Origin of the sequence: Gemmata obscuriglobus (genome assembly GCF_008065095.1) — a bacterium.
Taxonomy (GTDB): Bacteria; Planctomycetota; Planctomycetia; order Gemmatales; family Gemmataceae; genus Gemmata; species Gemmata obscuriglobus.
Window position 1 is genome coordinate 4,453,986 of record NZ_CP042911.1, and the last position, 21,690, is coordinate 4,475,675.

Here is a 21,690-nt window from a genome sequence, read left to right on the forward strand (position 1 = left end):
CGCGCGGTACACGTGATCCCTGTCTCATGCCGCCCGCCGCTACTTCGTGAGCCCGTAACGGTCGATCTTGCGATCGAGTGTCGAGCGCTCGATGCCCAAAATCGTTGCGGCCCGTGACTTGTTCCAGTCGGTATGCTTTAAGGTTTCAAGAATGTGACGCTTCTCCACTTCTTCGATCGTTTCGGGCTTGTATACGAGGGCCGCGCTCACCACCGGCGCCCCCACGTCCAGCCCTGAGAGCCAGATGTCGGCGGCATCGAGCTGCGGGCCGTTGCCGAGCGCGACGGCCCGTTCGATCACGTTCCGCAACTCGCGGACGTTTCCGGGCCACCGGTAGGCACGCAATTTGTCCAGGGCCTCGGGCGTGAACCCCTTGAACTTGCGCGCGGTTTCGCGGGCGAACCTCTTCAGGAAGTGCTCCGCGAGCAGCGGCACGTCGTCGAGCCGGTCGCGTAGCGGCGGCACGTCAAGCTGGACCACTTGGAGTCGGTAGAACAGGTCGCGCCGGAACGTGCCCGCCCGAACCGCCTCTTCCAGGGGACGGTTGGTCGCGGCAACCACACGGACATCCACTTTGATGGCCGTGTTGCCGCCCACCCGCTCGAACGGGTGCCCTTCCAGCACGCGCAAAAACTTGGCCTGGGTGCTGAGCGCCATTTCGCCGATCTCGTCGAGGAAGATGGTGCCGTTGTCCGCGGCCTCGAACTTCCCGACCATCCGCTCCGTCGCCCCGGTGAACGCTCCCTTCTCGTGTCCGAACAGTTCGCTCTCCAGCAGCGTCTCCGTCAGCGCCGCGCAGTTGAGGCAGATGAACGCGCCTTCGCGCCGGGGGCTGTGCAGGTGGATCGCCCGCGCCACCAGCTCCTTGCCGGACCCGCTCTCGCCCCGAACCAGTACCGTGGCACGCGTCTCGGCGACCCGGACCACCTGCGACTCGATCTGTTGCAGCACCGCGCTCTCGCCGACGATCTCACTCTCGATCTTCAACTGCGACCGCAGGCTCCGGTTCTCGGCCGACAAGCTGGCCTGGCGCGAGAACCGGTGCCACACGGTCCCCAGGTGCCGCGCCACCGCGAGGGTGAACTCCAGGTCGTCGGCGTTCAGGGGCGCGTGCCCGATCGTGCGGTACAGGTGCAACAGCCCGAGCACCTTATCGTCGGCCATGATCGGCGCGCAGATGAGGCTGGCGACTTTCAGTTCCGCAATGCTGTCGCGGTCTTTCAGCATCCGGTCGGTGGCCACGTTCTCGGCCAGGATCGCCTGCCGGTCGGACAGTACCTCGCTGCTGACGAACTGTGACACCTTGTGGTACGTCGCCGGCCCGCCGTTGCGCACACGGTGCGTGACCAACTCGAGTTCGCGGCCCTCCTTGAGTGCGAGCACGGCGACCACCTCGGCAGGGGTGGCCCGGAACACCGCGTCCGCGGCGAGCACGCACAGCGCCGGCTTGTCCGCTGCCGCCGCCATGTCCAGTGCGAGCCGGTACAGTACACCGACGGCCTGCGGCGGCGGTACCCGGGCGGCAGGGAGCGTCGCTTCCGCGTCCGGTGTTGTGGAGGGTTGCTGCTGATATCGTGTTTGCCCGAGTCGCTTCCGGATTTCCAGCCCGTCCACATGCTCCGCCGGGGCCGGCGCAACCTGGGGCGGATCGGGCAACTGGCTCATCTCGTCAACGAAGACGAACCGGGTGCGGCCGAGGCGCAACTCGTCTTGCGGCCGCAGTGGTCGGTCGGAGCGGAGCAACTCGCCGTTCAAATGTGTGCCGTTCAAACTGCCGAGGTCGCGGACGAACCACCCGCCCTCCGCCGCGAACACCTCGGCGTGTTCGCGGCTGCACAGGTCGTCACGGAGTACGACCCGGTTGGTTGGCGCGCGGCCCAGCTTGTACCGCGTGCCCTCGTGCAGAGGAAACACGTCGCCGAACCCGTCATCGCGGCGGGCAACCAGGAAAGCGTCAGGCGGTTGGGCCATTGGGTCCGAGCCGGGAGCGGGGCGACGGGACACTTCCACGATAGTGGCGGGCTGCTTGCGGGTTCAAGCCGGAACGCGACCCCGGCCCCGCGCCGGTGTCTCAGTCACCGCGAAAGCTGGTATAGCAGAACCGCCAGGCCGCCGAACGACGCGACCGCACACAGTACCGCGGCGGGACTGAACGCGGCGTACACCAGCCGCATCTTCACCCCGTCGGGCGGGGCCGATACGCCGGGCGACTCGGGACGCCAGGGCGCGCCCTCGGCCCCGCGAACGGAGATGACCTCGGCCCGACTGGTCCACAGCGCGACACTTCCGAACAGCAGCAGCGAAAACGCGAGCAGGTGTACGGCGACCGGCACTTCGACGTTCCCCTGCGCGTCGCCCACCTTCAACACCAGTGCAAGCAAAATAGCCAGTCCGTTGTTGGTCGCGTGAAGCAGAATCGGCACCCAGATCGACCGCGCCGCCAAGTACACGAAGTGCAGATACACCCCCATCAGGGCGATGACAACGAGCTGCGACGGGTCGAGGTGCATGGCGGCGAACAGCGCCGCTGTGAACAACACCCCGGCCGGGATGCCGTACCGGGCGCACAGCCCGCGTCCGAGGAACCCGCGACACCATAACTCCTCGACCACCCCCGGCCCGACGGCCACGGCCAACGCGGTGAGCGGCCAGGGGAACGACCCGAACACGCCGTTCAGTGCTCTCACCACGGGCGGCGGCTTCATACCGGTCGCCCAGAGGAAGAGCGTTTGAATGAGGTCCGCACAGATCATAAAAGCCGGCACGAGGAGCAGGGCGAGGAACACATGCAGCGGGTGCGGCCGGCGCAGCCCGATCTGCCGCGCCCAACCCGGGCCGATCCGCCGGGGAAGCACAAGAAGGATCAGCCCGAGTGAGGCAAATTGCGCCGCGAGCATTCCCGACGCGAGCGAGCGGCCGATTCCGTCCGGGATCGGTGGGCGCTCACCCTCGGCCTTCAGATCGACGGCCTTCCCGAACCCGCCGAGCTGCTCGTCCGCGAACGCTTGCGGGTCGGCTGCGGAGTACATCAGCGCTCCGAACACCACGCCCGTTCCGATGATTGCACTGAATAACTGAGTGGCGACAAACAGCCCGCACCATATGACCGCTTCTAAGAGACCGGGGCGCGTCCGGGCAGGTGGCGCGGGCGCTACCAACGGCAGGTCGGTGCGGGTCACCAGCGGCGGCTCGTTCGTGGGTTCGCTCATAAGCAATTCTTCGCCCGCGGGGCGAGCACCGGGGTTAGTACCGCAGCAATCCGGTATATTCCATCAACTGCAACAGCCACGGGTTGCGCCACGGGTTACAGGCGGGGTAGAACACGCTGAGGACCCCGAACCCCAGCAACACGGCGCCCAAAAGTCGCCCTAGGGCGCTCCGGGCCAGCCAGTCGGCCGCGGTTGGGAGTGCGAGCACCCACAGCGGGATCAGCCAGAACAGCCACCGCGGCCCGCTCGTGTTTCCGCCGTAGTTGTAGCTGTTGGTCCGGAGTAAATAGAAGCAAAAAACCGTCAGAGAGACGACGACGGTCATCGCCGCGAACATTTCGCGCGTCCAGCCCGTCGCTTTTTGTTTCGCGAACAACTTCCGCACGTCCGGCGCGCTGCGGATGCCCGCCGCAATCAGCCCCGCGAACGCGAGCAGCCACACTGGCGTCAGGCTGAACCACCCGTGGTGGCCGAGAGTCAGGTGCAACGCGTACACGCTGGTCGGTTCGTTATTGAAGTCGATCCCTTTTGCGGCCGGCGTGCCGAGCTTGGCCCAATGACTCCCCTCAAAATTGTACCACGGGCCGCCGAACTCGCTGTACGCCGGGAGAAGTCGGCCCATCGCCGCGTAGTTCGCCAAGAAGAGCGCCGCGAGCGGGACCAGCGCACAGGGCACGAAATACAGAAGCGTGTTCCGCGGTCGGGCGAGGAGCAGCGGCACCATCAGCGCGACGAGGAACGCCAGCGCGGGTAGCTCAAAGGTCGCAGCAAGCGCCGCGAAGAACCCGCACGATCCGTATCCGACGGGAGGCATGTCGCGGTTCTCGGCGACCGCGCGCAGCAGCGGGTACGAAGCGAACAGTACACAGTACGCGGCCGGGATGTGGTTGTTCAGCGTGTGCGAGAACGTAAGCAGGAACGTCCCCAGAGCAGCCGCGGCGAAGGTGAGCAGCTTACCGAAGTCGGTCTTGCCGGTCGTGTCGATCAGCCGCCCGAGCAGCACAAGGTACACCGCCATCGGCAGCACGTTCCACGTCAGCACAATAGTGGGAATCACGAGCCACCGGTCGCGCCCGATGTCCCACCCAACCGCCCGGTTGAGGACCCAATATTCGGACGCGACGAGGACCGCCATGAGCGGCGGTTTGCTCGAGTAAAACTCCTTCGTCTCGGGGTTCATCACGATGTCGAGCGACTTGTATGCTGGCTCCGCAACGATGCCCACGTCCTTGTACTTCGTTGGGGAACCCGGATCGGGGGCGGTCCGCTTGCCGATGACGAAGGTGCGGTCGTGGACCAGCGCGCGCACGGTCGCCCAGCGGGACTTGTCGTTGGAACTGAACGTGGGGTGCGGGTCCGGCCGGCTGGCGGGCCAAGAGCGGTCCGGTTCGGCCCCGTACCCACCTTGCTCGGGCGCCTTGTAGCGGCTCGGCTCTACGACGTTCTCGGCGCCGACGGTCTTGGCGGCGGCGATCGCTACCGCTGCTGCGGTCAGAAGTAGGAACGCCGAGCGACGGAGGTCAGACGGTTCGGCTGCCATCGATCCGCTCTGGTGGAAGGGCAGGGGGGCGGAACCGATCCGGGAAGTTCATCCCCGGGCCGGTTCGGGCTCGGCGGGGGTCCGCTCCGCGACAGTGTACGGGGCGTTGTCCAACCACTGGCGCGCGACAGTCATTTCGGACACCAGACCGGCGAGGAAGCACTGCCCGCCAAAAAGGGCAGACCCCACCGCGAGGATCGCGACCATCATCTGGGTCAGCGGCCCGGCGCCGTAACTGCCGTCGATGAGGCGCAGGAACCAGTTCGCCAACAGCAAGAAGAAGCCAAACGCCCCCGCCGCTCCGAACACGAGCCCCCACGTCCCAAGCAGGTGGTTCGGCCGCCGGCCGAAGCCCGTCAGTAGCCGCACGGTGGCGACGTCGAGTGCGCCTTTGATGAAACGCTTCCAGCCGTACTTCGAACTGCCGAACTTGCGCGCCCGGTGCTGTATCACCAGCTCGCCGACCTTAAACCCGCGGGCCGTAGCCAGTACAGGCACGAACCTGTGCAGCTCGCCGTACAGGTACACCTCGCGGAGCGCCTCGGCGCGGTAGGCCTTCATCCCGCAGTTGTGGTCGTGCAGGTGTACGCCGGTGAGTACGCTCAAGAATTTGTTGAACACCCGGCTGGGGAACACCTTGTGCCACGGGTCGTGGCGCACCTTCTTCCACCCGCTCACCACGTCCAGCCCGCCCCGCAGTGCGTCGAGAAACCGGGGGATCTCGTGGGGGTCGTCTTGGAGGTCTGCGTCCATTGTCAGAACGATCTGGCCCCGCGCAGCGCCGAACCCCGCCGCCAGTGCGGCGGCCTTTCCAAAGTTGCGCCGGAACCGGATACCGCGGACCCGCTCGTCCTTCGTAGCCAGGTGCTGAACGGCCGCCCAGGAGTGGTCCTTGCTGCCGTCGTCGACAAATATCATCTCGACACGGGCGGGCAGATCTCGCGCCACCTCCGCGATCTCAGCGTGGAGGGCCACGAGGCTCTCGTCCTCGTTGTAAACGGGGATCACGAGCGAGAGCAGTTCGACCGCCACGAACCCGGCCGGCGTGCGGGATGCGCCCGCGGTCCCTGCGGGTGACGGCTGGCTCGTGTTCGGGGTCATGAACTCACCTCGGCGGGGCCGCGGAGCGCCTGCGGCGGGACGGACGGCTTGAGCACGTAAAACAGCAAACCCACAACCGCCTCGCCAACGGTCCAGGCGAGCCGTAGGGCCAGTGCAATCAGCACCGCCACCTGGGCCGCGGTGGCCTCGCCCAGCGCGGCAACGAACTGCGGCGCGAGCGCCCACTTCAGCACCAGCTCGCGCGCCCCGAGTCCGCCCGGTGCGATCACGAACACGAAGCCCGCGACGTAGCAGAGCGATACTGCTGCCAGATCGCGGGTGAACGCCACGGTATCCCACTCTGGCGCGACCGGTAACAGCCCGTGAACTGTCAGCCCCAAACTGAGCGCGAGCAAACAGTACCCGGCGGCGCCATGAACAAGCCCTTGCGCGAGGAGGAACAACGACGGCGCGGGTAGCGGCCGTGCGTCCGGACCGCGCCGCTTATTTGCAACACGAGCCGCGAACTTGTTCAACACGGCGAGCCCAAGCGGCAGCGAGACGACCGCGAACAGGATCGTCCGCTTGCCCGATACCTCGGCCGGCAGCACACCCAATGCCGGCAGGAACAGTACCGCGAGCAGCGCCCCCGCGGACATGCTCACCAGCGTCTCGTACACCGCCGTCACGCCCACCGGTACCGGGTGCGCGCCGTGTGGCCGCAGCATCGCCATGCGCATCAGAGGCACCAGCACCTTGCCGGGCACATACTTCCCGAACTGGCTGATGAAGTAGGTGCGGAGGCCCACCCACCACGACACCTGCACACCCTCGAAGTGCAGCAACCGCACCCAGAACGACGACCAGCACAGGTGCGCCAGCAGGTACAGCACCCCGGCGAGCACCAGGTACTCGGCGCGCACTCGCACGGGCAGACTTCCCGGCTCGATGCCCTTCAGCGTGTTGTGAAAGTTCCACGCCACTGCGGTCACGATGACCAGTGCGACGACCGTTTCGACCGCGAGCCACAGCTTCCGGCGCTTGCCTTTTGACATCTTTCGGATTCTACGAGACGCCGCCGAGCCGGGGAGGTTGTGTTGTCACCGCACAACTTGCTCGATAAATTCGACTGTTAGAAGTGAGGAATTCGCCGATGAGTACCGAGAACGAGTCCCCGAAGCCCGAGCAACCGCCGCAACCCGCCCAACCAAGCCCGGTGGTGCCCGCGCAGCCCAGTGGTCCGGCCGCCTATGGTGCGGCGCCGCAGGCGCCGCTAAACGCGGGACCGGTCAAGGGGCCGCAGCCCGGCCCGTCGGAGGCCGGTGCCGCACCGACCCCCTACGGCGCCGCACCGCAAGCGCCGCTGAACGCCGGCCCTGGCAAGGGGCCGGTGCCCCCGGGCGGGCCGCGACCCGGAGCTCCGCGCCCTGGTGGAGGTAACTTCGGTGGGAACCGGCCGTCCACCAACCGCGGCGACCGGCCGAACCGGTTCGATAAGCCGTTCAACCCTGGCGGCGCGCCGCCGCAACTCTACGTCGGGGCCGAGAAGCCCAACAATCGCGAACTCGACAAGCTCATTGAGGACGAACTGGCCGCCGCGATGGGCGACTTCGATGTGTCGAAGACGGTCGCCGCGGTGGAGCAGGTGCAGAAGCCGCGTGCGGCCGGCGCCAGCGGGCGCAAGGTCGGAGTGGTAGTCGGGGTCCACGGTAACGACGTGTTCGTCGAGGTGCCCGGAGGGCGCAGCCAGGGCCTGCTGCCTTTACAGCAGTTTGAGGGCCGGCGGCCGGCGGTCGGCGAGTCGGTCGACTTCGATATCGACCACTATGATTCCGCTAACGGGCTCCTGATCCTCACCCGCGAGGGGGCCGCGCAGGTCGTTCACGACTGGACGCAGGTCACCTACGGCATGGTCGTCGAAGCGAAGGTGACCGGCACCAACAAGAACAAGACCGGCCTCACCATTGAGGTGGCTGGGATCAAAGGCTTTCTGCCGGCGAGCCAACTCGACCTGTACCGGGTCGAAAACGTCGACCAGTTCGTGGGCCAGCGCCTGAAGGTGATGGTCTCGGAGGTGAATCCGGAGGAGCGTAACCTTATCGTGAGCCGTCGCGCGGTTCTGGAGCGCGAGAAGCAGGTTAAAGCCGAGGAGTTTTGGCGCACCGTCGAGAAGGACCAGGTGCGCAAGGGCATTGTGCGGAGTGTCAAGCCGTTCGGTGCGTTCGTGGATCTCGGCGGTGCCGACGGGCTGATCCCGGTGTCCGAGTTTTCCTGGCAGCGGGTCAACGACCTCAACGAGGTTGTGAAGATCGGGCAGGAGGTCGAGGTCAAGATCAGCAAGATCGACTTCGAAGCGCGGAAGATCGGCCTGAGCATGCGGGCGCTGACTACCAGCCCGTTCGAGGAGTTCACGAAGACTACGCAGGCCGGCGCGCGGGTCACGGGCAAGGTGTCGCGGCTCGCCGATTTCGGGGCGTTCGTGGAACTGGCGCCCGGGCTGGAAGGGCTCATTCACGTGTCGGAACTCTCCACCCAGCGGGTGCGCCGGGTGAGCGACGTGATCGAGCCAGGACAAAATGTGATCGTCGAGATCTTGAGCACGGACCCGGTAACGAAACGGATCGCACTGAGTCTCAAGAAGATCGCGACCGAAGAGGAGGTCGCCGCTGAGGAGGCCGAGGAGGCCGAACACCTGGCCGCACTCAAAGCCGCTGAGCAAGCGATGGCGAGCCGTCCGGTGAACCCGAACCTGCGCGGCGGGCTCGGCGGGCCGATCCGGTTCGACGGGCAGTAACGACCGCGCCACACGGTTTGGTGAGCGGAGGGCGACTCCCCTTCGCTCACTGAGCGTATACTAACGCCGTTATCCACTCCGCTGCGAGACCGTGCGCATGCCCCCCGAAGGTAACGGCTCTTCCGCCCCCCGAGAGCCGCGCGAGCTGGCGGCCCTCCTTCAAACCCTTCAGACCAACATCGGGCGCGTGTTCCTCGGCAAGCCCGAGGTGGTGCGCCTCGCCTGTGTCGCGCTCCTGGCCGAGGGACACCTGCTCCTTGACGACGTGCCCGGCGTCGGTAAAACGCTGCTCGCGAAGGCCCTCGCTCGCAGCCTCGCGTGCAAGTTCAACCGCATCCAGTTCACCCCAGATTTGCTGCCCGGCGACCTGTTAGGGGTAACCATTTACCGGTCGCAAACGGGCGAGTTCCTGTTCCAACCTGGTCCGGTGTTCGCCGAGGTTGTGCTGGCCGACGAGATCAACCGCGCCACCCCGCGGACGCAGTCGGCACTGCTCGAGGCGATGCAGGAGCGTCAGGTGACGGTGGACGGTAACACGCGCCCGCTCGGGCCGCCGTTCCTCGTCGTGGCTACGCAGAACCCACACGAGTTTGAGGGCACCTACCCGCTCCCCGAGAGTCAACTCGACCGGTTCACCCTGCGGGTCAAGGTGGGGTACCCGGACCGCGAGGCCGAACGCGCGATCCTCACACAGCACCGGGCCGGTGAGCCGGTCGAGTCGCTCAAACCCGTGCTCACGCCCGCGGACGTGATCGCGCTTCAAACGCACGTTCGGACGGTCCGCGTGGACGCGGCCATTGCCGATTACATCCTCGACCTGATCGGCGCGACCCGCACGCACCCCGAACTGGCGCTCGGGGCGAGCACCCGCGGCGCGCTGGCCATGTATCGGGCGGTTCAGGCCCTTGCGGTCACGTCGGGGCGGGACTACGCCGTTCCGGATGACGTGAAGGCGCTCGCCGAACCGGTTCTGGCGCACCGGATCGTGACCCGTAGTTGGGCGGCCGGCGGGCACCCCGACGCCGGGCCGGTGGTGCGCGAGATCCTCACCAAGCTCAAGGTGCCGGCATGAAGCGGACCGACGGAGCCGGCGGGCTCGCGCTCCAGTTCACGCCCTCCGGGATCACCTGGCTGGCCGTGTCGCTGGGGGTCGGCGCGGTTGCGTGGTTCAAGAGCATCAACCTCGTGCTGATCGTGGTGTACGTGATGCTCGCGCTGGTCGTGTTGAACGGGGCGCTGGCGCGGCGCAATGTGGTCGGCGTGAGGGCACGCCGCCTGGCCGCACCCCCATTGTTCGCCGGGGAGCGATCCGAGCACGGGGTTCGTATCACCAACGAGGGGCGCGCGCCTGTGACGGTGACGGTCGAGGACCGCACGCCCGCGGGGAGCGTAACGTTCCTGGGATACCGCGTGCCGCCGGGCGGCGCTCTCGACTGCAAGGCGTCGGGCGAGTTTCCCACCCGTGGTCGGTTCGCCGGGCCGCTGACACTGGTGTCGAGCTTCCCGTTCGGGTTCGTCTCCTACCAGCGCCAGACTGACAGCGGCGGGGAGATCGTCGTGCTCCCGCGCCCGGGGCAGGCCGACCCGGACGGGTTGCGTCGCTGGGTGGCGCGCCAAGCCGGCGGCGAGGGCCGTGCTCGCAAACTGCTGCGCCGCGTCACCACGGACCGCGCTGAAGTGCGCGGGGTCCGCACGTACCGTGCCGGGGACCCGATCCGGGACATCCATTGGCTCACGACCGCGCGTCGCGGGGAGCCGATGGTGCGCGAGTACGACACCGCACCGTCGCCGGAACTGGTCTTGGTGGTCGAGCCGTGGCTACCCGCCGAACCGACCCCGCAGGACTGTGAGCGACTGGAGGCCGCGCTGAGCTTAGCGGTTACAGTCGCGGCGACCTGGCGCCGCGCGTTCGACAGCCCGATCATGGTCGCCGTACCCGGTCACGCGGTCGCGTCGGCCAGCGCTGAGGAAGACCTGCGCGAGGCCCTGACGCCGCTAGCCGACGCGCCGGGCGGGCCGGCCCACGAACCGCTCCCGGCCGCCGCATTCGCCGGGCGACTTGCGCGGGGCGCCCGAGTGGTCGTAAGCAGCCGGCCTAACAGCCCGTTCTCCGCCGCACTGGCACGCGAAACGGGCAAGCCGTTTGCGACGGTGTGCCCGCAGGACCGGCTCCCGTGGTACCAACCGCCGGCCGCCCAGAGCTGAAACTGCGGTCAGGAGCTTTCGGGAGCCGCTGAGCAGACCGGAGAACCGACGCTATGCCGACCGAAGCCACGTTCCGGTTCAGCACCTACCTGACGCTCGCGCTCGCGTGTGCCGCGGTCGGGTATGCACAGGCGCCGATGCTGCCGGAGGCGGCCGTGTTTGCGGGGCTGGCGGTCGGAGCGCTCGTCGCACTCTATTTCGTCGAATCGCGGTACGCGCTGCTTTCAATCCCCGCGGCGAACCGGCTCGGCGGGATCGTCGGGGCCGCGTTTCTGGCGTGGGTCGGATACCGAGTGAAACGCGAGATCGACACCGGGGAGTTTGCGCACCTCGGCTGGCCCATGCTGTTCGTCGCGATGTGCGGTCCGCTGGTGCTGATGCTGCTGGCGGCTAAGGCGGCTCGGGGTGAGAAGCACGCCGGCGACTACTGGACCCTGCACGGGACCGCGCTGGCGGGGATCGGGCTGGCCGCCGCGTTCGCTGACGAGGCGCTGTGCTTCGTGCTGCTCGGCCTGTACCTCGTGGCTGCCGTTTGGAGCCTCACTCTGTTCCACCTCGCCCGGTCCGCCGGGCACGTGCGCCCGGTCCCCTCGCCGGACGCGCCGGCCCCCCGCACCGCCGCCGCGAGCGGGGACCCGCACGGTTCGCGCACCGGCTTTCGCTCGGCGCTGTTGTCGGCGGCGGTTGCTGGCGCTGTTGCGCTGCCCCTGTACCTTCTCACGCCGCGGTCCACTGCGGCCAAAGCGGAGTTCGGCACCGCATCCGCCGAAATCGGCTATTCGGCCGACCAGATGGTAGACCTCAAGACCACCGGGACACTCAAGCCGAGCAACGAAACGGCGTTCGAGGTGGTCGCCACGTACCCCGACGGGACCCCGAAAAACGACATCCGACCGGATCAGCGGTGGCGCGGTCGCACGCACCATCAGTACAGCGGGGGGGCCTGGAACCGGGACGCCGCGGTGCTCCCCACCATCGCCCCGCGGGCAAAGGTCCCGCTGCGCGAGGCGGGCGAATGGAATCCGCCCGCCCTCGGTCAGGGTCAGTACCGACTCGAGTTCGCGCTCCCGCCGCGACCGGAGGCGCACTTCGTCGCCGATCCTGTGCTGTGGGTACCGGATGAGCCGCCTCCGCTCGCGGGATACAACGAAGACCATCCGCAACCCTGGACCCCGGGGTACGACGGCACGTTCTTTTGGGAGCCGATCCAGTCTCTGCGCCGGCGGCCCTTGCGGTACGTTCAGGCGTACGCTCCACGTTCCGACCCGGACCTCGGCCCGGGCTTTCAGTTGGAATCGCACCTGTACAACGACGCTCGCGACCAGCTTCGCATCAACCCCCTGGAGCGGGTCAAGGAGTACACCGATGCCCTGATCGCGCGGATGGTCGCGGACGGTACCTTGCCCGCCGGGTGGCGCGACGCGCAGGTGTTACTTAACCGTCGCACTCTGCTGCCCCGCGAGGAGCACCACGAGCGCCTGGCTCGCGCATTGTGCACGCACCTCGCCACCAGTCCTGAGTTCCGTTACACGCTGGAGTTGAAGCGAGAGCAGCCGAAGTTAGACCCGGTCGAGGAGTTCCTGCTCCATTCGAAGTCCGGGCACTGCCAGCGGTTCGCCACGGCACTCGTGCTGATGCTCCGCTCCCAGGGTATTCCGGCGGTGTACGTCCGGGGGTTCAAGGGGTGCGAGCACCTCGGGGACGGCCGGTACGCGGTAAAACAGGAGCAGGCGCATGCTTGGGCCGAGGCGCTGGTGGAAGTTGTGGACGGTCCGGTCCGCCGGTCCCACTGGCTGAGTTTGGATCCCACGCCGGACGGAAGCGCTGCGGGCAGTGACGCCGGCGGTCCGTGGTGGCGGGCGACGAACAACCACATCGGCGCGTGGTTCCGGCACCACGTCGTGAACTACACGGCCGAGCAGCGGCGAAAGGACCTCGCCGCGCTGGCGGAAACCGCCACCCGTCCCGAGTTTCTGGTCGCCTTAGTCATCATTGTGGTGCTGGTTGTGGGCGCGACGGTGGCGTACCGGCGGGCGCGGCGGCCCGCACCACTCCGGGAACTCGACGGACGTGTTCGGTGGTTCGGCGAACTGGTGGCCGTCTTGTCCGCACACGGGTTCGTACCGGAGCGTGGCGAAACGCTGCTCGAATACGCGACCCGGGCCGCCGCGGGGGTCGGCTCTCGACCCGGATGTGTGGCGGTCGCACACATTCCCGTGACGTGGGCCGAGTCGTACTATCAAGAGCGGTTCGGCAACGTCCCGCCGTCCGACGCACGCCGCACCGAACGGGCCGCCGATCTGGAATCGCTGCGCCGCGCTCTGGAGTCGTCCCGCACATGAGTACCGTGAAACGCTTGAATGCCGAAACCTCTGCCGTTGTGGTAGTCGATATCCAGGATCGGTTGCTCGCGAAGGTGCCGGGCCGCGATTCGCTCGTGCGCAACGCCGGCTTCGTGCTGGATGTGGCTGCGAAACTCGCCGTTCCGGTGCGCGCCGCCGAACAGTATCCCAAAGGGCTCGGCCCCACGACTGCCGAAATCGCCCGCCGACTGCCGTCGCCCCCTCCCGCAAAAACCTCGTTCAGTTGTTGCGGGGCAGGTACGTTCTTGGAAGAGCTCGAAATGCTCCGCCGGCCCCAGGTGGTGCTGGTGGGCATGGAAACGCACGTCTGTGTGCTGCAAACCGCTCTCGACTTCCTCCATGCGGGGCTGCACGTTTTCCTAGCGACGGACGCCTTGGCGGCCCGGAACGCGGTGGATCATGACACCGCGGTGCGGCGACTGGAACTGGCCGGCGCGGTGCCGACCACCGTCGAGGCGGTCGCGTTCGAATGGCTCCGCGACGCCGCGCACGCCCAGTTCAAGGCTGTCAGTGAACTGGTCAAGGCACGCGGGTGAGTGCGAGCAAAAGTCGCCTGATCGGTGCGGTTGTCCCCTTCACCGTGGTGCCCTCGTCCCATTTCATGACGGGGAGCAATCTTTTCCGCTGTTGTGAGCAACTCCCATGGCAACTCTCCCCGGCCAGCTCTCTCCCACGCCGCGCCTGCTGCTCGGCCCTGGGCCGAGTGACGCCCACCCGCGCGTGCTGTCGGTGATGTCCACCCCGCTGCTGGGGCACCTGGACCCGCAGTTTCTTGAGATCATGACCGAAACGCAGACGATGCTGCGCGAGGTGTTTCGGACCAAGAACCAGCTCACCTTTCCGGTGTCCGCGACCGGCATGGCGGGCATGGAAACGTGCCTCGTGAACCTCATCGAGCCCGGGGATCCGGTGACGGTGTGCTGCATCGGGTATTTCGGTACGCGGATGATTGATGTCGCCGGCCGCACCGGTTGCAACCTTACGGTGAAGCACAAGCCCTGGGGCGACGTGTTCACGCTCGACGAGCTGCGTGACATCTTGAAAGAAACCCGTCCGAAGGTGCTCGCTCTGGTTCACGCCGAGACCTCGACCGGCGCCTTACAGGACATATCCGAAGTCGGCAAACTGTGCCACGAGTACGACGCGCTGCTGGTGACCGACTGCGTGACCTCGCTGGGCTGTACCCCCGTGGAACTTGACGCGTGGGAGGTGGACGCCGCGTTTAGTTGCTCGCAAAAGGGCCTGAGTTGCCCGCCGGGGATGTCGCCGATCAGCTTCAGCCCGCGGGCGGTAGACAAGCTCAAGAGCCGCAAGACCAAGGTGCAGAGCTGGTACCTGGATCTCACCTCGATTCAGAGCTATTGGGGCGGCGACCGGGCGTACCACCACACCGCACCGATCACGATGATTTACGCGCTGCGCGAGGGCCTGCGGCTGGTGCTGGAAGAGGGTTTGGAGGCGCGGTGGGCGCGGCACGTCCGCAACCACAAGGCGCTGAAGGCGGGGCTGGAAGCGCTCGGCCTAGAGTACATCGCCGCGGAAGCGCACCGGTTGCCGCAGTTGAACGCCGTCAAGATTCCGGCCGGCATCGACGATGTCGCGGGTCGGAAGAAGCTGCTGACCGAGTTCGGAATCGAGATCGGCGGCGGCCTGGGCGACTTCAAAGGGAAGGCGTGGCGCATCGGGATCATGGGCTACAACAGCCGCCCGATCTGCGTGCTGTCCGTGCTGGCGGCGATGGAGCACGTGCTCCGCGCGTTCGGGGCGAAGGTTACCCCGGGCAGCGGCGTAGCTGCCGCCGAAGCCATTTACGCCGCGTGAAGTCAGCGCCGCAGAGTAGCGCGGTGTTGCCGCAGCCTGAGCGCCGCGTAAGCGTCGTGAACAGCAAGGGCCGGGCTTGGGTTCGGCTCAATAGCGCGTTTCGAGCCCGATCGTGAGCCCCTGTACCCATGCGTCCGAACGGTTAATTACTCGGGTCGGGCGGTCGGCCGTGAATACTGGGCCGATTCCGTTCATCAATGGAATGTTTGCCGGGTTTATTGTCCGGTCGATCTGGTCTCCTGGTCGCACCGCATCGCTCAGGTAGATAAAGCTGTAGCCGAGGTAAAGGCGGGCCGAGTCGCCGACCCGAAACCCCAGCTTCACGGTCCCCTCCGGGACAACCGCGAACACTCCGTTGGAGGTGCGCCCGAAGTTGGACGGCTGAACGTAGATCCCGCTCCCACCGAACGCCCGGGTCGCTATCCCACCGAACACCGGCGTCTGGATGACGTTCATCCCTTCCGTTTTCACCACCTCGTAGTTCTGTCCGAACGCCACTTTTGCTGTTAGTTCGCAGAACACGATCCCGCGTCGCGCGTCCGCGTGCAGGCCGAGCTGTCCCCCGTGGAACCGGTTGTGTGCGTCGAACTGGTCGGCGGTGCGCCACGTGCCCGGAAGGTCCACGAATCGCAGTTGCGTCTGCTCGATGCGCAGCCCTTCATGAAGTTGGAAGTAACGCCACCCGGCGAGTCCGTTCAGCTTGAAGTTCTTCTCGTTCACGAGGTTCGCAACCGTGTTAACCTCCCACCCTTGCACCCGCGTCGAGGTTGAAACACTCATGGCAGAAGAACTGATGCCGGGAAGCGCGAGCGTCAGAAACTCGTTGCTACCGGTCACGCTGTTGACGTATGGCAGGCCGAACCCACGGACCCGGCTGCCGGGGAAATCCGTGACCGTCTCACGGTACGTCCGCGTACCGAGGAACATGTAGGTGACTTCGTACCCGAAGGTTTCCGCGTTGTTGAGCGACGATCCGGTCGTGAACCGTCCGCCGGCGTGCGGTTGCGAGCCGACCGAGTTCCCGCCGATCAGCACGGACGTTGCCGGGTCGCCCACTACGGGCGGGAAGCCAGATCGAGTGCCCGCCGCGAGCGCCGGCACCGGCTGGCGCATCGGCCACCAGTAAAGGAGTTCATAGACACTCCACTGCGGCCCGAGCGGACCCCGCGCAACAGGGGCCTCGATCGGGTTCGTTTCGAGTTTCGGCGCGGGCTCGAATTTCGCTTCCTCAATGCGGGGCGTGAGCGTCGGTAGCTCCGTGGGTACCGGCCCGACCGCAGTGAGCGGCTGTGAAACCTCCGTACCGGTCTTCAGAAACGGCTGCTCAGCGGCAGCCGGGGCCGGTGGCGCCGGGGGCAGTGGTGCCGGCGGCGGCGATTGCGGTGCGAGTGGCGGGGGCACGGGGGGCGCGATCGGCTGCGCGACCGCCGCAACCGGCGCGAGAGCGAAGACGATCACGGTCAGCACCGTGCGCATGCGCTGAACTCCGAAACGGGATGATCCGGTAGCTTCCTATGCCGATGCGGTAACGGCGTGTCTAGCCGAACCGGAGACCGGAGTGTCCGAACACCCACCAGGGCCTTTCCTTATTTCACCTTGCTTACACGAGGGAACGTGGCTATATGGGGCGCCTTCTCGCAGCCAGGAAGGTACCCATGTCTCCTTGCACCCTGGTCGATGCCCTGGCGGCGGTTCCCGATCCCCGCAGCAAGCACGGCCTTATCCACCCACTCGCCCCCTTCCTCGGACTCGTCGCCCTCGCCATGCTCATGGGGCGCACCAGCCTCAATGGCATCGCTCGCTTCGGGCGACAGCACGGACCCGCCCTCGCCCATGCCCTCGGCTTCCGACGCGGCAAGACCCCGGCCGTTTCCACGCTCTCCCGCACCCTGCGACGCTTCGACGCCGACCAACTGGAGCACGTCCTCTCGTACTGGATCGCCAGCCGCGTCGACCCGGCCGCCTTCACACACATCTCCATCGACGGCAAGACCCTTCGAGGCTCTCGCAACGGCGCGATCCCCGGTCAGCACCTGCTGGCCGCATACGCCCCCACCGTCGGTGCCGTACTCGCCCAGGTCAAGGTCGATGCGAGCACCAACGGGCACAAGGCCGCCTTGACGCTCCTCGGCATTCTGCCGCTGCGAGGGAAGGTCGTGGTCGGCGACGCCATGTTCTGCCAGCGAGACCTGGCCGAGGAGGTGGTCGGGGCCGGCGGCGACTACGTGCTCACGGTGAAGGACAACCAACCCGGATTGGGGATCGACATCCGAGCCGGGTTCGCCTTCGAGACCGCCGCCCGATCGATCGCGGCGGCCACTTCCCCCTGGGGATCGGCCTCCGCCCGCCCCGAGCCGCATCGCCACGACCGTCGATAAGGGTCACGGCCGCATCGAGAAGCGGACGCTGCAAACGACCTCGATTCTGACGTGCTCGCCGACGTGGGCGGGGGTGAAGCAGGGCTTCCAGTTGACGCGTGAGCGGACGGTCCGAGGCCAAACGACGGTCGAAGTGCATTTCGGCATCACGAGCCTGTCGGCCGAGAAGGCGGATGCGGCCACACTCCTGAACCATGTGCGGACGCACTGGCGCATCGAGAACGAACTGCATTACGTGCGTGACGTGACACTGGGCGAGGACGCGTGTCGTGTGCGCATGGGGCACGCACCACAGGTGCTGGCGGCGCTGCGGAACGCCGTGGTGCACCTGTGGCGTGAGGTCAAGGCGGTGAGTTGCCCGGAGGCGATCGAGCGGCTCCAGATGGACCCGGCAATGGCCAAGGGACTTATCGGAGTTACGTAGAGTGAATCAAGGAAAGGCCCTGGAACACCCACTCATCACGATTGGGTGTTCGGAACGGGTGTCCGGCGCTTCAAGTCGCCGTGCCGTTCCACCTGTTCACAACGGCCGTTAGCTCGGGCGGAGTCGCCTCATCGGGCAGTTCGGAGAAGTAGTGCTGCTCGATGCGCTGGATCGTCTTCTGGAGCTCGGCATTTTGCGAGGTGCTCAGCCCGCCCTGTGTTGCCACGCTCCGCAAGTACCCCAGAACCGTGACCGGGGTCAGACGGTTGGGGACCTGCGGTCCATGCCACCGTTGCGCCGGGCGCGGGCGGCGGAGCAGGCGCCATGCGACTACCGCCACGACACACACGACCCCGATCAGAACGGCCAGAGCCGCGTAACGGCGGTACGTTGCGGGTGCGGAACCGAAGTTCCCGATCACGATTTCTTCGCTGGCGGGAACGATGTCGGCGTCCCGGTACCGTTGGAGCTTCACGACAGTCTCCGACCCGGCGGCGACCGGGAATCGGAAGTTCGGGTCGGTCCGGTCGGGCTTGGCTTTGAGGGTCAGCAGCCAGGTGCGCTCCGAGCGCACCGCCGGTTGCGGGGCCTCGGGGTCGAATTTCACCACCGACAGGGCGTGTGCGTCCGTCTTGACCGTCTCGAAGCCGTCAGGGATCGCGGTTAGGAGCTGGGCGAGTTCCGGCACCAGCCCACGTGCGGTCGCCTTGATCTCAAACTTGAGTGTGCCTTCTGAGGCGTGCCGCTCGTCCACTGTCTGGGTCACCTCCACTCCGGTCGCGGGCCGGCGCTCGCGGCGCGACGCATCGAGTGAGACCGCCGCCGACTCGATACCGAGAACCACGAACCCCGCGCCGTCCATGAAGTCGAGGTCGAGCTGGAGCGGCGGCAACCGGTCCACCTGCGGGCCGCGCGCCTTGAGGAGGACGTACGCGTACGGGGTGATGCGCCAGCCCTCTTCGGGAGTCGGACGCGACACCACCTTGTCCGACTCGAACGTGCAGGAGACCACCTCGAAGTGCTCGCCGAGCGCGGCGCTCATCGTGTTCTCGAACCGGTCCCGGTAGTTCGTTGCGGGGCGCCCGTAGTTGTACGCCATCGGGTTCCCGACCTGGTTCTGGAGGAACCGGCCGAACCCGCCCGAGCCCTGTTCGATCTCCCGCGTGTGGCGGAGCAGCACGAACGCGCCGAACGGCTCCATCGAGCCCACGCCCGGTGGGCCGTCAAGGACGACTTCGAGTTTCACCTCTTTCGACAGGTCCTTGTAATAGTTGAGGAGCTTCTTCGCCGGGCCGAGCCGGGGGTGGTTGTCGACCACCTCGGCGCCCATCTTGAGGAACCGCGGCTTCATGGCCGGCTTGACGGTCGCGAGTTTGGGGTACAGCGCGGCCGCGAACTCGGCGACGTGCCGCTCCCCCGCCTCACCCGGTAGCGACTGCATGGCGGCCCGAATCTTGGCCGGCTGGCGCGGGTCCGGGAGTTTGGCCTCGGTCAGCCCTTGCAGGTCGCTGGCGCCCAGTGCGGCGGAGAACCATTGCTCGTACACGGTCAGGTTCGGCGAGCTGTCCCGCTCATCCACCTGCGCGGCGTACAGTCCGGCGATCCGTGCGAACTCCGCCATGATCTCGGTTCGGCGGCTCGTAAAGTCGGGCTTCGGCTGGATATCGTGCTGGAAGTCCAATTCGTCGAACATCACGACCGCGCGGGTCAGAGCGAGGCGCCAGTTGGTGGCCTGCTTGACCAGCGCGTCGTCGAGCAGGGACCGCGTCATGGCGTACCCGGCGAGTACGTCGCCCTGAAGATCCTCGGGCTTGCGGGTCGACTTCGCCTGTCCCGGCTGCCCTTGCTGCGTGAGCTGCATGCGGAGCGCGGTGACGCTCATTCGCATCTGTTCCGTCAACCGGGCGAGTGAGTCGGGCTTCAGATTCTGGGGCGGGCCGAACACGCCCTGCAGCGCCTGGCGGGTGTAAATGGCGTTCGCAGTGTAGCAACTCATGAACGCCTGGATCAGCAGTGACTCGTCCGGCGGGGTGCCCGGGAGCTTCTTGATGCGGGCGACCAGTTGGGTGAGCTCGTCGAGGTTACGTTCCTGGAGCGAGCGGGTGACCGGCACCAGTGGCTGGCCGCGCGAGATCATCTGGCCGTTGGGGCCGTAGACGATCGGCTGCTGCGCGAAGGCGGGGTTCGGGTTCGGGTTGTGGTTCTTGGCCCAGGTGCGCAGGAACTCGGCGAGCAGGTCCCCGGTGGAAGCGTGCCTGGCAGCAGCCAGAATCTCGATGTTGGTGAATGCCGCAGCCTCCTCACCCTCGACCAGGTAGGTCCGGACGAGACTTTCAAGTGTCCGTGCCCGGAACTCCTGATCCGCGAGGGACTCGACGAATCGCTCGTTCGGGGCAGAGTCGATCAGGTCGTAGATGGAAACCGAGTGATCGGTGCGGGCCGGCGGGCGGGTGGGCTGCACCGGGCGGCCAGGTTGGAACGGGGGCGGGGGAGGCGGTACCGCCCGTCGGGCCGCTTCCGCCTCCTCCATCCATTTCGTTGCGAAACGCACGATGAGCTTCTGCGGGGGATTTGCAGATTTAGTCGCCAGGTGTGCGTTGATGGCCGCCGACTGGAGTTTCAGGAGCTTTCCGCGCCGGTCCGGGTTGGATGCCAGCGCCGATTCCGCCCGGGTCAGGTGTTCGCCGAGGGCCTCGACGACCGCCCAGCCGCGGTCCGGGTTGGCGGCCATCAGCGAAACGAGCCAGGGTTTGACGATGTCGATCCGGAGCCGCGGGATGAGGTCCGTCGCGAGCCGCAGCGCGTCGGTGGTGCTGCCGGTGTCGGATGCTTCCAGCACTGCTGCAACGGGCTTCCACGCCGCTTCCAAATGCGCGGCCTGACCGTCCTTCGCGTTCCGGGCCAGCAACTCGCGGGCGGCCGCGAGTTGTTTCGCGTGTAAGTCCCCCGGTGTCCCGGGAGCAGTACCCTTGGCACGCGGCGTCGGGGCCACCGGCAGATCCGCGCCGCCCGCAACCAGATCGGGCGTCACCCATGCGGCGAGAATTGCCGCGCATAGCACACTCGTAGCTCGCAACTTCATCCGTTCTCCTCGCCCGGTGTTGGAAAGTTTGATTCGTCGGGATGGGGCGGTCGGGTCAATGGCCGCCGGTGTCGGGGGGCGGACCGGCGCTGGCACCTCGGGCGTCCTTCGCGAGCTTCTTTCCCTCTCCCTCGCCTTCTCCCTCACCTTCACCTTTGCCTTTGCCCTTACCCTTACCTTTGCCCTTGCCTTCACCCTCCCCCTCGCCGGAGCCGCTCCCCTGAAGCTCTTCCGGTAGGTTGAGGGCTTGCAGGTCGTTCAGGTCCATTCGTGCCAGGCGGACCGTCGCTTCGAGGTCCTCGCGGAGGCGCTGGGCCGTGGTAGCGTCGCCCCGAGCCACCGCCTGCGCTGCGGTAACGCGGAACCACTGCCGCGCTTCTTCCACCTCCGGCTCCCACTCCGTAGTCGGGCGCCCTTCGAGCCGCATGAGCCAGGCGGTGTGGTACCGGCCGTAGGCGAGTGCGGCCTGCGCGGCCGACAGGGCTTCCGGGTCGCGCCCCGGTTCGCGCTCCAGCTCCGTTACGAGTTCGGCCAGTTCTTCTCGTCCGCGGGCGAGCGTTTGTCCCCGGAGCTTGGCCGCCGCCCGAGCTACGCGCACCCGGCGGAGTTCGTCCACGCGGTCTTCCGGCAGTAGAGCGATGGCTGCGTCATAGGCCGCGATGGCCGTTTCCCAGTCGCCCGCCGCCGCGGCGCGCCGGGCGGTCCGGAGTTCGGACGCGGCGTCATCGGCCCGCAGCCGCTTCTGTCCCGGTCCGAAGTGCCAGGTTACAATCGCCGCGAGCACCAAGAACCAGGCGCAGATGAACCATTTGCGCATGAATACCTCCCACGGT

Annotated in this window: 16 protein-coding genes; 8 read left to right on the plus strand and 8 right to left on the minus strand. The window is 67.0% G+C overall.

From position 1 onward, the window contains the following. Nucleotides 1-39: 39 nt before the first annotated feature. From GobsT_RS18610 to GobsT_RS18630, 5 genes are all read right to left on the minus strand, one after another. A complete protein-coding gene (locus tag GobsT_RS18610) occupies nucleotides 40-1,914 on the minus strand; it encodes a sigma 54-interacting transcriptional regulator (protein ID WP_238323530.1) in 1,875 nt (624 codons plus the stop codon). A gap of 161 nt (nucleotides 1,915-2,075) precedes the next feature. Then, entirely contained in the window at nucleotides 2,076-3,209 is a 1,134-nt protein-coding gene (locus GobsT_RS18615; protein WP_010033644.1) for a CPBP family intramembrane glutamic endopeptidase, read from the minus strand. Nucleotides 3,210-3,243: 34 nt separating this feature from the next. Next, nucleotides 3,244-4,749: a hypothetical protein gene (locus tag GobsT_RS18620; protein WP_010033655.1), complete on the minus strand. Its 1,506-nt coding sequence runs from the start codon at nucleotides 4,747-4,749 to the stop codon at nucleotides 3,244-3,246. Nucleotides 4,750-4,797: 48 nt separating this feature from the next. Beyond that, nucleotides 4,798-5,850, minus strand: a complete 1,053-nt coding sequence (locus tag GobsT_RS18625; RefSeq protein ID WP_010033659.1) for a glycosyltransferase family 2 protein — start codon at nucleotides 5,848-5,850, stop codon at nucleotides 4,798-4,800. After that, a complete protein-coding gene (locus GobsT_RS18630) occupies nucleotides 5,847-6,845 on the minus strand; it encodes a lysylphosphatidylglycerol synthase domain-containing protein (protein ID WP_010033662.1) in 999 nt (332 codons plus the stop codon). Before GobsT_RS18630 ends, GobsT_RS18625 begins: the two co-directional genes overlap by 4 nt. Nucleotides 6,846-6,943: 98 nt before the next feature. Here GobsT_RS18630 and GobsT_RS18635 point away from each other — a divergent pair, with 98 nt between their 5' ends. The 6 genes from GobsT_RS18635 (at nucleotide 6,944) to GobsT_RS18660 (ending at nucleotide 14,973) form a co-directional block, all read left to right on the plus strand. Further along, nucleotides 6,944-8,584, plus strand: a complete 1,641-nt coding sequence (locus GobsT_RS18635) for a 30S ribosomal protein S1 (protein WP_010033665.1) — start codon at nucleotides 6,944-6,946, stop codon at nucleotides 8,582-8,584. Between the two features lie 97 nt (nucleotides 8,585-8,681). Then, a complete protein-coding gene (locus GobsT_RS18640; RefSeq protein ID WP_010033668.1) occupies nucleotides 8,682-9,656 on the plus strand; it encodes an AAA family ATPase in 975 nt (324 codons plus the stop codon). After that, a complete protein-coding gene (locus GobsT_RS18645) occupies nucleotides 9,653-10,789 on the plus strand; it encodes a DUF58 domain-containing protein (RefSeq protein ID WP_010033671.1) in 1,137 nt (378 codons plus the stop codon). The genes GobsT_RS18640 and GobsT_RS18645 overlap by 4 nt, the downstream gene beginning before the upstream one ends. Before the next feature lie 53 nt (nucleotides 10,790-10,842). Further along, complete coding sequence (locus tag GobsT_RS18650) at nucleotides 10,843-13,131, plus strand: transglutaminase TgpA family protein (RefSeq protein WP_010033673.1); 2,289 nt, start codon at nucleotides 10,843-10,845, stop codon at nucleotides 13,129-13,131. Further along, the gene (locus GobsT_RS18655; RefSeq protein WP_010033676.1) at nucleotides 13,128-13,688 is read left to right on the plus strand and encodes an isochorismatase family protein; all 561 of its coding nucleotides are present in this window, start codon (nucleotides 13,128-13,130) and stop codon (nucleotides 13,686-13,688) included. Before GobsT_RS18650 ends, GobsT_RS18655 begins: the two co-directional genes overlap by 4 nt. Before the next feature lie 106 nt (nucleotides 13,689-13,794). After that, the gene (locus GobsT_RS18660; RefSeq protein WP_029600621.1) at nucleotides 13,795-14,973 is read left to right on the plus strand and encodes a pyridoxal-phosphate-dependent aminotransferase family protein; all 1,179 of its coding nucleotides are present in this window, start codon (nucleotides 13,795-13,797) and stop codon (nucleotides 14,971-14,973) included. Between the two features lie 87 nt (nucleotides 14,974-15,060). On the opposite strand, the gene GobsT_RS18665 is transcribed toward GobsT_RS18660, so the two are convergent. Next, nucleotides 15,061-16,449: a BBP7 family outer membrane beta-barrel protein gene (locus tag GobsT_RS18665; protein ID WP_010033682.1), complete on the minus strand. Its 1,389-nt coding sequence runs from the start codon at nucleotides 16,447-16,449 to the stop codon at nucleotides 15,061-15,063. 179 nt (nucleotides 16,450-16,628) lie between these two features. Here GobsT_RS18665 and GobsT_RS40525 point away from each other — a divergent pair, with 179 nt between their 5' ends. Both GobsT_RS40525 and GobsT_RS40530 read left to right on the plus strand, forming a co-directional pair. Next, the gene (locus GobsT_RS40525) at nucleotides 16,629-17,351 is read left to right on the plus strand and encodes an ISAs1 family transposase (RefSeq protein ID WP_010033685.1); all 723 of its coding nucleotides are present in this window, start codon (nucleotides 16,629-16,631) and stop codon (nucleotides 17,349-17,351) included. A 28-nt stretch (nucleotides 17,352-17,379) separates the two neighbouring features. After that, nucleotides 17,380-17,775, plus strand: coding sequence for an ISAs1 family transposase (locus GobsT_RS40530; RefSeq protein WP_232068475.1), 396 nt, complete (start codon nucleotides 17,380-17,382; stop codon nucleotides 17,773-17,775). Nucleotides 17,776-17,845: 70 nt separating this feature from the next. Here the strand turns inward: GobsT_RS40530 and GobsT_RS18680 are convergent, their stop codons facing one another. Further along, entirely contained in the window at nucleotides 17,846-20,857 is a 3,012-nt protein-coding gene (locus tag GobsT_RS18680; RefSeq protein WP_010033698.1) for a hypothetical protein, read from the minus strand. Between the two features lie 55 nt (nucleotides 20,858-20,912). Then, on the minus strand, nucleotides 20,913-21,674 hold the full coding sequence (locus tag GobsT_RS38835; protein WP_010033700.1) for a hypothetical protein: 762 nt from the start codon (nucleotides 21,672-21,674) through the stop codon (nucleotides 20,913-20,915). Between the last annotated feature and the right edge of the window lie 16 nt (nucleotides 21,675-21,690).